Annotated in this window: 12 protein-coding genes; 3 read left to right on the top strand and 9 right to left on the bottom strand. The window is 53.0% G+C overall.

Annotated elements, in window-relative coordinates; translation table 11 throughout:
- Nucleotides 1–36: 36 nt before the first annotated feature.
- The 9 genes from ACOTW6_RS09365 to ACOTW6_RS09325 all read right to left on the bottom strand — a co-directional run bounded on the left by ACOTW6_RS09365 (nucleotide 37) and on the right by ACOTW6_RS09325 (nucleotide 8226).
- Nucleotides 37–222: a hypothetical protein gene (locus ACOTW6_RS09365; protein WP_001196016.1), complete on the bottom strand. Its 186-nt coding sequence runs from the start codon at nucleotides 220–222 to the stop codon at nucleotides 37–39.
- A 23-nt stretch (nucleotides 223–245) separates the two neighbouring features.
- Entirely contained in the window at nucleotides 246–440 is a 195-nt protein-coding gene (locus ACOTW6_RS09360; protein ID WP_000644465.1) for a hypothetical protein, read from the bottom strand.
- Between the two features lie 73 nt (nucleotides 441–513).
- Nucleotides 514–1167 carry a hypothetical protein gene (locus ACOTW6_RS09355; RefSeq protein WP_058686465.1) on the bottom strand — a complete coding sequence of 218 codons (654 nt, stop codon included), beginning with the start codon at nucleotides 1165–1167 and terminating at the stop codon, nucleotides 514–516.
- 6 nt (nucleotides 1168–1173) lie between these two features.
- The gene (locus tag ACOTW6_RS09350; RefSeq protein WP_062933096.1) at nucleotides 1174–2772 is read right to left on the bottom strand and encodes a hypothetical protein; all 1599 of its coding nucleotides are present in this window, start codon (nucleotides 2770–2772) and stop codon (nucleotides 1174–1176) included.
- Nucleotides 2750–5344 (bottom strand): CS1-pili formation C-terminal domain-containing protein, encoded by a 2595-nt coding sequence (locus ACOTW6_RS09345; RefSeq protein WP_062933095.1) that lies wholly within the window; start codon nucleotides 5342–5344, stop codon nucleotides 2750–2752. The genes ACOTW6_RS09350 and ACOTW6_RS09345 overlap by 23 nt, the downstream gene beginning before the upstream one ends.
- Before the next feature lie 6 nt (nucleotides 5345–5350).
- Nucleotides 5351–6028, bottom strand: coding sequence for a fimbria/pilus periplasmic chaperone (locus ACOTW6_RS09340; RefSeq protein WP_062933094.1), 678 nt, complete (start codon nucleotides 6026–6028; stop codon nucleotides 5351–5353).
- Between the two features lie 45 nt (nucleotides 6029–6073).
- Nucleotides 6074–6697, bottom strand: a complete 624-nt coding sequence (locus ACOTW6_RS09335) for a common pilus major fimbrillin subunit EcpA (RefSeq protein WP_003860995.1) — start codon at nucleotides 6695–6697, stop codon at nucleotides 6074–6076.
- A gap of 227 nt (nucleotides 6698–6924) precedes the next feature.
- Nucleotides 6925–7395 (bottom strand): hypothetical protein, encoded by a 471-nt coding sequence (locus ACOTW6_RS09330; RefSeq protein ID WP_047734923.1) that lies wholly within the window; start codon nucleotides 7393–7395, stop codon nucleotides 6925–6927.
- Nucleotides 7396–7413: 18 nt separating this feature from the next.
- Nucleotides 7414–8226: a winged helix-turn-helix domain-containing protein gene (locus tag ACOTW6_RS09325; protein WP_213789106.1), complete on the bottom strand. Its 813-nt coding sequence runs from the start codon at nucleotides 8224–8226 to the stop codon at nucleotides 7414–7416.
- 374 nt (nucleotides 8227–8600) lie between these two features.
- On the opposite strand from ACOTW6_RS09325, the gene ACOTW6_RS09320 reads away from it, so the two are divergent.
- The 3 genes from ACOTW6_RS09320 to ACOTW6_RS09310 are packed head-to-tail and all read left to right on the top strand — an operon-like array spanning nucleotide 8601 to nucleotide 12438.
- Entirely contained in the window at nucleotides 8601–9185 is a 585-nt protein-coding gene (locus ACOTW6_RS09320) for a fimbrial protein (protein ID WP_062933092.1), read from the top strand.
- A gap of 52 nt (nucleotides 9186–9237) precedes the next feature.
- Nucleotides 9238–9930: a fimbrial biogenesis chaperone gene (locus tag ACOTW6_RS09315; protein WP_015570089.1), complete on the top strand. Its 693-nt coding sequence runs from the start codon at nucleotides 9238–9240 to the stop codon at nucleotides 9928–9930.
- A gap of 15 nt (nucleotides 9931–9945) precedes the next feature.
- Nucleotides 9946–12438 (top strand): fimbria/pilus outer membrane usher protein, encoded by a 2493-nt coding sequence (locus ACOTW6_RS09310; RefSeq protein WP_047050685.1) that lies wholly within the window; start codon nucleotides 9946–9948, stop codon nucleotides 12436–12438.
- The last annotated feature ends 1 nt before the right edge of the window (nucleotide 12439 follow it).

The raw sequence follows: 12439 nt of genomic DNA, 5'->3' as shown, positions 1-12439 counted from the left end.
CGGCAATGCGGGCCATGCGTACAACGTGCTTCTCGCTTAGGCGCTGAAGAAACCGCCGATGAAGCCGCCCACCAGGCCGAACACGCCGCCGATGGTGCCGCCCAGCGCGCCTAACATCTGGCTGCCCGCGTTATAGCCCGCGCTTGCGCCCTGAATAGCGGCAGCAAACGGATCCCAACCACCGATGATGGCCTGTGCTTTTTTGAAATCGATAACTTGCATGAGTCTTTTCCTGTTAACGTGAATTAGTTGTAGCTACCAACCAGCGCGCCCAGGAAGCCCATTGCGCCACCCAGAACTCCGCCAACCACACCGCCAACCATGCCCATGATGCTTGCGCCGGTGTCGTAACCCAGCTGTGCACCTTTAACCAGACCAGCGAACGGGTTTAACGCGCCGCCAATAATGTCTTTCGCTTCTGTGAATGAAATCGCTTTCATTTTTTTCTCCTGTAGTGATGGATCTTTAGCATGATGCTAAAGGCTAATTTCCTTTTATGAAGGAAAGCGGTTGCTACGGGCAGGTGGTCAGCGGAATGATTTTATTGCCATAAATAATCATTCGCCTTGCAGCCTGCCCGGCATTATCTATTTCCAGCCGTTGCCCCGGTGGAATATATTTTGAATTGTTGTATTGCGTACTGCACCCGACCGAGGAAACATATTTAAAATAGGTATTCCCGGTATTACTCACCACCCCGTTGCTAAACGCATAATCAAAATGTCGTGTCCATGGTCGGACAATCAAAATAGCCTCAAGCGAGACCACCACATCCGACTGGATGCGCTGGCCTTTGCGCGTGATAACCTTTGCCTGGAGCGGCGTCTCGGTGAATTTTACGCGATAGTATCGCTCTTTGTTGTCATGCGGGCCGGTATAATAAAATTTAAAACCCGCGCGTTCACCGCTCCCCAGCGTTAATTGCTTAGGCGAATACATGACTTCGCCGTCTTTTATTTCGGTTTCTTTTCCCTTCTCTTTAGGAACGTCTACCTGAATAAGCGAAACGGTATAATTCTGACGCTCGCTGGTATCGTTTTTTATCGGCTGAAAAACAACTTCTTTCTCAGGCAAAAAATCAATATTCAGACTTTCGATAATTAAAGCATTTGCCCCTGTGGAAATGAAGCAATTTATTGCAAAAATAGCCAGGAATTTTCCAGTCATGGTTGATTAATTCCAGGATGCGCTAACATCTATTCTTCCCTGCGCGGTCACTTCACCAAACCAGCTATTTCCGTCATAGGTGGTTTTCGATACCGGATTATCCATAACGAACTGGAGGATCAGCGGCGTTTTCCAGAGCCACATATCGGTCACGCCGGAACTCATTTTGTCCCACTCTTCCGCATGGGTGGCCGGCGCCGGGATCGACAGTACTTCGCCTTTACAGTTATGCGCCATCAGCGTCTGGCTTTTCCCCACCAGCACGTTGCCCGGAATCGGAACCGTGAAGCCGTTACCGCTAAAGGCGCAGTAGTCCACCCCATTCAGGCTTTGGGTAGGCCCGGTGACTTTTACCGTGACCGCAATCGCCGCATCTTTTTGCGCCCCGCTGTAGGTGATGGTGTAGGGGATCTCAATGGGCGCTTCGCCGATAATGCCTTTCCCGGAGCCGCCCAGACCGTCAGGATCGAGGGTGTAATCCGGGTTGTCTGGCACAATCTCCAGCCCGGGCTCGATAGGGTTAATCACCAGGCCGCCCCCCGGCTGGAAGCAGAAATCCGCCGCCAGCGAGCTGTTGCCGGGCGTCAGACACAGGCTGACGATATTGCCAATGCTGCTGCCGTCCCCCGCCTGCGCCACGCTCAGAATTAACGCTTTCGGCAAAAAGATTTTAAGGGACGCTTTGCCGCCATTTTTCTGCGGCGCTGCAAGGAAGGTGTTCGCCAGGACACGCGTATCGCTCAGGATACCGCCGGAGATACTGTACCAGGTGTTTTCATCGAAGGTCAGCTCGGCGGCAAGCCCGGTGCCGCCGCTCATGTGCGATTGCAGCACGCTGTTGACGCGGGAAGAGGTGAGCGCCAGCCCCCCGTTGTAACCGGAGATATCTTCCCCAACAAACGTGTATTCGAGCAGGTCGCACAGGACGCCAGAGACCGTGTTGCGGGTGTATTTGGTGCAGGTGGCCCCCGTTGATTCATCGACAATCGTCACCTCACCGCTGATCGGGTCAATCCCCAGGTTAAGCGCCCTGGCGTTGGTCATGGTCAGCGTGCCCACCTTGTGAAGCGTATTGGTGGTGGTCACTTTGTTGATGGAGCTGATTTGCGGCGTGGAGGTGATGGTCACTTCATCCCCTGGCGCGGCGTTGAGCAGATAGTTAAAGAACGGATCGCCCAGGACCCAGCGCCCGTATGACGTGCCGGGCTCCATCACCGGCGGCTTGACCACCATCGACGTGTCGGTATAACTGGTCGTCGGGGTGTACCCCGTGTTGCCACAGGACGAGGAACACGCCGTCCCTTTGAAGAACGGAGAGGCGCTGGAACCGGTCACCGAAAAGTCGATGGTCAGCGCGCTGCCTGCCGGACCGCTGTAGCTGTTGTCCGGGATGTAAGTGGCGATACCGTTATTCGTTTTCGCACTCAGGGTCGGCCACTCGCGCGAACCGTGTAAAAACGCGGTCGACGTGCTGTTCAGACTAAACAGCCCCGCGCTGTTTCCCGTCCCGTTATTGTCCGGGTTATTGATGGCGAAATAGGGTAGCTCCTGCGCCTGGACCGCCGCGCTCATCAGCAGTAAATTAAGAGCGAATATCTTTTTCATCGTCACGTTCCTGCGTTCCTTTTGCTTCCTGCCAGACGAAATCGCCTTTGTCGCAGGAGATGTCCCCGAGCCACAGCGCACCGCGGTTAGACTCAATGTCCAGGCGCACTTCGCAGACGCTGTCGTCCGGCGTGGCGATACTCAGGACAGGGTTGTTCTTATCAACGTCGATCACGAAGCGTCCGTCGCTTTCCGTCCGGGTCAGCCCGACGTGGTTTTTGATCTGCATGGCGCCAACCGGGGCCCCGTTTGCATCCACAAGACGACCAAACAGGGTGACGATTTTCTTCACCTGCGGCTTCATCACCACGGTATTGCCCGGATAAACCGTGATATGGCGACGCGCATTCGCGCCAATCTCATAGCTTTCCGTACCGGTTTCACTGTTCATCACTTCCAGGTCATAGGCCTGGTATGCCGGCAGCGACAGCCAGGTTTTATCCCCTTTGATGCGTTCCGCCCGACCGTTAAGCTTCAGGGTCAACGCTTCATCAGATTTGAGACCGGTACTGACAATCACCCCTGCGCTTTCAGTGCCTTTCCCGGCGGCGATGGCCTCTTTGGACCAGCCCACGCTGCCGTCACTGGTTAGCGTGGAGTTCCAGCCTTTGCTCATGCCGCTCTGGACGCTGAGGATGTTGCTGTTCCACGGCGTGTCGAAGTTCACGCTGCCGCCGCCGCTTACGCTGCGATCCTGGCGGCTGTTAAAGGCTTTCGAGACGTTGGCGGTAGCCGATTTCAGGTAATCGCCCTCAAACTGGCGGCTGGCGCTGACGTTCAACGCCGTGCCGGTATCGCGATTGTGGGAAACGCCAACCGACACGGTATTGCCGAGCGGTATGGCGAAATCGAGCATTACGTAACGATCTTTCTCTTCGTAATACCCGTCGTATTTGTTGCGCGACATCCCCACCCGCAGGCGCGCCGTACCGTAGCGACCGGCGTATAACCCCTGGGAGTAGTCCAGCTGATAGCGTTTATAGCGATAGAGGTCGTCTTCCTGACGCATCAGGCTCAGGTTGCCTGCCGAGGGCAGGCCGAATGACGGCAGGCTAAAGGAAGCGCCCCAGGTGTTGCCCTTGCTCTCATAGATATCCAGGAACTTGCCGCTGGAGAGCTGTTCATGGGAGTACCACACCGAGCCGATCTGCCACGGCAGGCTGAGATTCGCCCCATAGTTGGCGCGATACGTTCCGTCGGAGGCGGCCATGGTCTGGGTATTCACCGAGAAATAGCCCGTCAGGTTCAGGGAGGCCCACAGCTCGCTGACGATGTGTTCCCGCATCATGTAGGTAGAGGCGTTCCAGTCGACCATCCCGCTGCGCTTGCTGAACGAGGCTCCCACCAGCGACATGGTGTCTTTATGTTTGGTGTCGTAATCGTAGTAGTAGGTGTTATCCTGCTCGTTTTTGCGTTTCGCGTATTTTTTATAATTGACGACGGATTTATCGCGGCTATACATCCCGCCCCACATCTGCCAGCGCAGCGTTTCCGACACGTTGCTGGAGAACGGTTTATTTACGGTGTACATGCTGCGCGACACGGTGCGGCTTCCGCTCACCACTTCAACTTCGACGCTGTAGATCCCGTAGGGCAGGCTGCTGGTGTCAATTTCATGGTTGCCGACGTCAAAGCGCTGAATGCCGATAAGCTGCCCGTCACGACGAATACGGGCCTCGCCCGCCGTGGGGAAATAGACCACCACCGGCGTCAGAGAGAGGGTGTTATCGCGCTTGCGGGAGTTGGCCTGGTTGCCCATGGAAACGCCGTAGACTTCCCCGCCGGAAATCCCGCTGACGCTCGCCAGAGACTGCATCGCCCAGCCGTTCAGCATGCCCGCGGCGTAGCGCATCCCCTGATAGTCGCGCTCCCACATGACCGCGTTCATCTGGGTATCGCTGCTGCTCTCGTTGACGTAGCCAGAGCCGTCGATCAGCACATGATCGACGCCCATTGAGATCCAGTTTCTCGCGTTCAGATAACCCGACGACCAGCTGTCACCGTAGCCGCTCTCGGTATGATACGCCCCGAGGTTGTAGGAGAACGTGCCGCTCAGGTCGTCGGACGTCGGGGCATCAATATCCACCTCACGCGGGCGAATATTCACCCCGTAGTCGCTCTGCGACAGATTCAGCAACAGGCGCATTTTTTTCTGATCCAGCTCGAACGCCGAACCCGCACTTACGGGAATGCGCATCTGGTCATCGAACTGCTTGTCGTTAATGCTCTGCAATAACGTTCGCATCTCTTTTGACAGACGAATGCCGTTATCAGACTCCTGGACCTGAACATCTCTCAGCCCCAGCTTCAGATCTTTTGCAAAGAGCGTCACGTCACCGATACGAACATATTCGCTCGCCGTGCCTTCGTGGTTCCCTTGTTGTGCTGAGTGTGGACGCGTATTCACCAGATAGACGGGAATTTTGATCCCCTGCTCCAGCAGTGCATAAAGCGAGTCGGGAAAACGGTAATTAGCGATAACCACGGAGCTTGAGGCTGCATGCGCAAGCGCGGGCAGCGTGCCGGATGCGCAAGCCATCATCACCGGCAACACTAATTTATTTTTCACCATGCATCCTTACTTAACAGGAATGAACTGTTTCAGGTCCCATATTCCGAGATGAAAATGGTTATCCGTAACGTTGATATCCTCGATAGCGCGCGAGGTCTCTGGCATCAGGTAGAAGTTTTTGCTACACGGCGTGCCGGGGGATTCCGGATTCGGCTTCAGGCAGGTCCCGGTCGCATTGACGCGAAACGAGGTGTTCCCTTTATTGGTTATTTTTCCCGCCACATAGACGAAGTCGATCTTCTTATCCCGGGGCTGAACCACCAGAATGGTGCTCACCACCGCACGCGTCATCCCGGTACCGTTTTTTGGCGAACCGCTGTCCACCTCTTCGCTTACCCCTTCATCCGTGAAGGTAATGCGGTAGTAACGCTCTTTGTTATCGGCGTTCCCGTGATAGTAAAATTTGACGATATTGCTGGTACCGGCGGGCATTACCATGCGCGTGGGCGTCAGCAACAGTTCGTCCACTTTCTCCGGATTAATGACGATCCCTTCATCCATTGGGCTGCTGATCCGCTGTGCGCGAACAGAAACAATACGCACGCTGTCTGCTTCGTTTTTTATTTCCTTGGCGGTAGAGTCAGCATCCGCAGGAATAATGGTGGTGACTTTTCCCACATTAATGGCCAGCGCGGAGGAAGAGATAAATAATAAAAATAAGAAGGCGGATTTGAGGTTAAACATGCTATTTCCCTAAACAGGGGCTTGCGCCCCTGGATCGATCAGGCCTTAGCCCCAGGTTGCGCGGAACGCAACAGACACGGTCCCTTCCCACAGGCTGTTGGTCAGGTCTTTGAACTCTTTCGCCGTACCGGCGTTGTCCTGAGCGGAGTCAACGTAGAAGACGAATTTGTCCTGGCCGGTAATTTCGGTATCTGCCGCCGCGCCTGCGCTGGTGGTCAGGTTCCACAGGCCAGAAGAGACGCCGGTGTTAGAAGAGGAATCAACCAGCGTGGTCCATGCGGTTGATTTTGCCCCCACGGTGCCACCGATAGAGCCCAGGTCGTTACCGCCCCAGCGCGCGCCTACCTTCAGTTTGGTCGCTTCACCACCCACGCTGAACAGCGTGTTGTTTGAATCGTCGAGGATAGCTTCGAGTTTGAAGCTGGTCGCCGTAGAGTGATCGCCACGGATAGCCACATCAAACAGACCGGTATCGGTGTTGAAAGATTTGGTATTGGCGCTGTAAACGAAGTTCAAAGCACGCGTTGGCGTAACAACCAGATCGGATTCGCTGTCTTTGGTCGCGGTTGCCTGCCAGGTGGCAGAAGCCGTCGTTTCAGCTGCATTAACTGCGCTCAGGGCAGAAACAGACAGCAGGGAGCCCAGAACGATAGCGTTCAGTTTGTTCATTTATTTAGTCCTTCAAAAAAGAATCCACGTGTATAAAAAGGGGAGCCCCTTTTTCGAGGCGGAGTATAGACAGCCGCAAAATAACGAGGCAATACAGAAAAATTCACTCGACGGAGAGCAACAATAAAAATATAAATAAATTTCTCGTATCTTATTGTTACGTATTGAGTAAATTACTCAATTTCCCGAGTAATAGATAAATATCGATTTTTCAATAAAGAGAAATATCAGGACGTCGGGACAGCCACACACATCATTACAGGCAACACCAGCCCCTTAATTAACCACGCATGTTTTTTTACGCTGGTTATATAGAAGAAGTTGATATTATCAAGTAACATTTCGTTTACAACGCCATCCGGCGCCGCATCATCTTCAGATTTATTCAGCTTTTTATCCTTAATATAAAAGATATTGCTTCCGTCGACTTTTTCCACGCTGAGCGTGTAATTTCGGTCAATCAGGTAGCTTTTGCCCTCTTTCTTGAGTACGCCTTTATGAATAACCGTCACAACATCTTTGTTGTTAAACAAGAATAGCGTGGTTAGCGACATATCGGTTAACTCACCCGTGGAATAGGTTTTCCAGGAAACGGTATCTGACTGGCAGCCAAACCCCTCATCCTGCGTTCTGGTAAAATAGATCCACAACAACGCGATGACAGACAGCGCCAGTACGATACTGAACAGTACACTCATTTTAGTCCTTGACATATTTTAACTCCCGGTCAGGCTTCTGTAAGAAATGCAGTTCTTATAATCGTCGATACTGTCCTGCTGATAACAGATGGCCAGGAAATAATTTTCTATCTGCGACTTTTTAAACCTGGAATAGTAAGCATCTGCAACCTGGTGTTGACAGTCGATATGTTGACTGGCAATGACCTCTTTTACGTGATTAAAGTAGTGCTGTCGCGGCTGATACATATTCTTATCGATCAGGTATACCGTACACCGGTCCACTTTACCGAGCAGATGCATATCAGAATCTTTCAGGCTCTCGGCATAGGAATCCCTTTGGTGCAACAGTAAAACAGCGGTGCCGATAACGGTAATCAGTAATAACGTGCAGAGAGAAATAAAGAGTCTGTGCAGCGATATTATTTGTTTAGGCGGATCGGCATCTTTCTTATGCGCCAGCGTATCGAATGCGTCAGAGGCAGATTGTTCACTAACCGTTGAAACAACCGGCGGCCTGACCGTGTGATGTTCAATATGCGCGGCAAGGCTAAATCCCTTGCCACGTATCGTTTTTATCAGTAAAGGGTCGCATCCTAATGTACGAAATGCTTTTCTGATTTCACTTATGGCAACATTCAGACTCACCGAAGAACCAGAGAAACCATGATCCTCCCAGACCTTCTTTATCAGGTCATCTCTGTCGAGTGTTTTACCATTATTGATGATAAGTTCATAAATCAGACGACCCGCCTGGTTAGATAACTTAATGGATGACTCTTCCTCTCCATTAATCATGATCATACCGGTGTCGACTTCATAAAGCATTGTGAGATCAATGAGATACTTCATATTATTATTACGCCATTGTTAAAATTTTGTGCATTTGCCAGGCAATAATAAGTCTAAAGTTTGTGTGGTCAAGTCGCGTGATATTAATTAAGAGATGAATTCATAAAGCTTCATTAATTAACGATTATTAAATCATTAATAAAAATCTTCGAACTTCTGCATTTAGGTTAAAACATTAAAAAAAACGCCACCGCAAGATTATAATCTTAAACTTTCGAAGTTGTTGGAATAATGTTTTGTTATGTACTTTTTTAGTGCAACATAATATCGTCAAAGCATTCTCCCGAGTCGCCATGCATCTAGCCGGTACATCAGGGACATGTGTAGCCGTATAACATTCATTTTAAATAACACAAATCTTTATGGAGTTTATCATGTTCAAATCGATCATGACCGTATCACTGCTGGCCGCCGCTATTGCTTCTACCAGCGCAGTGGCCGCAGACAATTCGGCGGGTGGTATCATTAACTTTACCGGCGCAATTACCGATACAACCTGTACCATTAACGGCGGTAAAAGCGCGGACTTTACCGTTGCGCTTTCCCCTATTTCGGTAAAAGATGCAGGCACCACGGTTGGCCTGATCACTAAGAATAAAAAATCTATTGCGCTGACGTTCTCTGGTTGTTCACCAGCAGCCGGAACAACCGGTACTCCGCTGAAAGTGTATTTCTCCAGCGCGGATAATATTTCCACTGACGGTAAATACCTGCTGAATAACAGCGTGAACGAAAGCGATGCCAGCGTGGCACGTAATGTCGGCTTTGCGTTAGTGGAGCCAGGTTCGTCTACGCCTATTACCCTGAACCAGCCTTACACGACAAATATTATGGGTACAGCGACCGCGCCAGATTCCGAAACGCTGACGCTGGATGTTTATTACTATAAAACGAACGCCGCTGCCGCCACCGTGGGCGAGTTAAGCTCCAACGTAACGTATACCATTTCCTACCTGTAATAGTGATTATTCAGGCTCTGTTTTCGCAGAGCCTGTATTTAAGGTTGCAATCATGCGCAAGGCAATTTTGCTGGCAGGCTTACTGCTAAGCACGGGTCACTCATGGGCCAATATTGTCATTAATGGCACCCGTGTCCTTTATCCTGAAAATAACAAAGAGGTGATCGTCCAGTTAATGAATACGGGCGATGCGCCCGCTCTGGTGCAATCCTGGATAGATGACGGTGATATTAATTCCACGCCGGAAACAGCCAATGTGCCGTTTCTGCTGTCGCCGCCGGTGATAAAGGTTAACGAACATAATGGTCAACAGCTTCGTATTAAAAAGCTGCCGTCCAGCTTGCCTGCGGATCGCGAATCCGTCTTTTTCCTGAATGTCCTCGACATTCCGCCCAGACCTGAAAATCTGCAAAACCAGAATACCGTCCAGCTGGCGATTAAATCCCGTATCAAACTTTTTTACCGGCCCGCTGCGCTGAAAGGCACGCTGGATGACGCGGTGGCGAAACTGACGCTCGCCGCCGACGGCGATCGCTTTCGCATTACAAATAACAGTCCGTTCCATATTACGGTCGCCAATATTTCGCTGGGTAAAACGAAATTGCTCCAGGAGTCCCCGATGGTTTCCCCGTTTGGGCAGCTGACGGTCGCCGCCAAAAATACGGTTAAGCGCGGACAGACCTTCCAGCTGATGTATGTGGACGATCTTGGCGCGTATAAAACCCGGACTTTCACCAGTCAGTGATCGGAAAGACTCACCATGAAAATGAAACAAAACAGACTCTGTCTGCTGGCAGTCTGCACGCTTCTGCTTTCGCATAAATCAGGGGCCGTCTCGTTTGATCCCTCCCTGCTTGCTGGCGCATCCGGTGAGTCCGATCTGTCTCGCTTTTCCGAAAACAACGCCATGCCTGCCGGCAGTCAGGAGATGGATATCTACGTAAACGGCAGCTGGAAGGGACGTTATACCGTCATCTACGGCGAGCAGCGTGACGACATCCGCCTTGCCTGGAAAGATGCCCGGTCGCTGGGCATCAACACCACGTCCGTGCCTGCGCCCGCCATTGCGCACGGGCAGGTCCAGCTGCGCGATCTGGTTCAGGGCGGTGAAGTCAAAACCGATACCAGCACCCTGAGTCTGGCGCTTACCGTTCCGCAGGCGGCCGTGCTGCGTACTGAAGAAGGTTACATTGCCCCCCAGTTCTGGGACGAGGGGATACCGGCGCTGATGCTCTCGTGGAACACGACCTGGTATAACACCCGCGCGAAAGGCACTGCGAAAGACACAAATGATGATTTTTATGCCGGGCTGGATTCCGGCGCCAACCTGTTCGGCTGGCAGTTTCGCGACAGCAGCGCCTGGCGGAAAACCGCCAGCGGAGAGAGTAGCTGGCAGAATAATACCCGCTACCTGCGCCGTCCCCTGGCCTCGCTGAAATCCAACCTGACGCTGGGTGACTTTTATATTCCTGGCGATCTGTTTGATTCCCTGCGCGTGCGCGGCGTGTCGCTGGCGTCGGACATGAAGATGCGCCCAAATTCACAGCAGGGTTTTTCACCGGTGGTTCACGGCGTGGCGCGGACGAACGCCCTGGTGAAAGTTATCCAGAATGGCAACGTGATCTATCAGGAGAACGTGCCGCCGGGCCAGTTTACCCTCGACAGCATTCAGCCTACCGGCTCCGCGGGCGATTTGCTGGTGGTGGTGCGTGAAGCGGACGGTTCACAGCAGTCCTTCACGGTGCCGTTTTCCGCCGTGCCCGGGATGCTAAAAGAAGGGGTGAGTCAGTACAGCGTGGTGGCGGGTAAAGTGCACCAGAACACGCTCGATGCCGAACCCGCATTCATGCAGGCCACGCTGCGCTACGGGTTTAATAACCTCATCACCGGGTATACCGGGACGATTATTAGCGATAACTACCAGGCCGGGCTTGTCGGTACCGGGTGGAACCTTCCCTTTGGCGCGGTCTCGTTTGATGTCACCCACGCCAAAACCACCCTACAGGATCGCACCAGCAGCGGTCAGAGTTATCGCGTGTCGTACAGCAAATTTATCGATACCACCGCCACCAACTTCACCCTGGCAGCCTATCGCTATTCCACTAAAGGCTATTACAGCTTCAGCGACGCGCTCTATTCGCGCGAAGGGTATCAGCGCCTGAGAGCGCAGTACGACGACTATGAAGATCGGTTTGGCGTCGCGCCTGACATGTCGCTAAGCACCTGGGACGCCCTGCGCGCGGCGCAGCCCAAGAATACCTTTACGCTTAACCTTAATCAGCGCCTGCTCGATAACTGGGGCACGGTGTTTGTCTCCGGCACACAGCGCGATTACTGGAACTCACAGCAAACCACGCGCGAATATCAGATGGGCTATTCCAACGCCATCGGCCGCGCCAGCTATACCCTGTCGGCCAGCCGGGTACGGAACAGGGACAGTGAAGAAGAGACGCGCCTTTACCTCTCCCTCAGCCTGCCGTTCTCGCTGTTTGATAATAATGCGTGGATCACCTCCAGCCTGACGGCCAGCGATTCGCATTACGAACAGAGCAATATCAGCATGAGCGGAAACGCGCTGGCGTCGAACCGCCTGAGCTACACCCTCTCCGGCAGTAATGCGCGGGGGGGTAAAAATGCGGCAAGCGTTAACGCCGCGTACCGTTCGAACTTCGCGACACTCGGTGGCTCTTACAGCGAATCCTCCGACTACCGCCAGACCGGGCTCAGCGGACGCGGAAGCCTGGTGGCCTACCCGTGGCACGTTCTCGCCTCAAACGAAACCGGCACAACCATGACTATCGTCGATGCGCCAAAGGCGGAGGGGCTGATGGTGAACGGCGATGAAAGTATTATGACGAACCGCGATGGCGTGGCGCTGGTGCCTTACGCCACCCCGTATCGCAAAAACGCCATTACGTTAACCGAAACGGAAAACAGCGCAGGCGCGGAGGTGATCGGCAATATGGCTAACGTGGCGCCTTACGACGGGGCGGTGAGCTATATCCGCTTCGAAACCGACAAGCGCCAGTCATGGGTACTTCATGCGACGCGCGCCGACGGCAAACCGCTGCCCTTTGGCACCGAAGTGCTGGATGAACACGGTGGATCTGTCGGGTATGTCGGCCAGGCCAGCGTACTGTATATCCGCGCTGAACAGCCGCCACGCACGCTCAACGTGCATCTCCGCGGCGGGAAGTGCGAAATCTCCTCCCCGGCCTGGGGGCTGAACAGCCCCTCATCGGTTTGCCATTAAT

Source organism: Enterobacter cloacae complex sp. IR5403, from assembly GCF_049238705.1.
GTDB classification, from domain to species: Bacteria; Pseudomonadota; Gammaproteobacteria; order Enterobacterales; family Enterobacteriaceae; genus Enterobacter; species Enterobacter hormaechei_C.
This window is presented reverse-complemented; position numbering and strand designations above follow the sequence as displayed.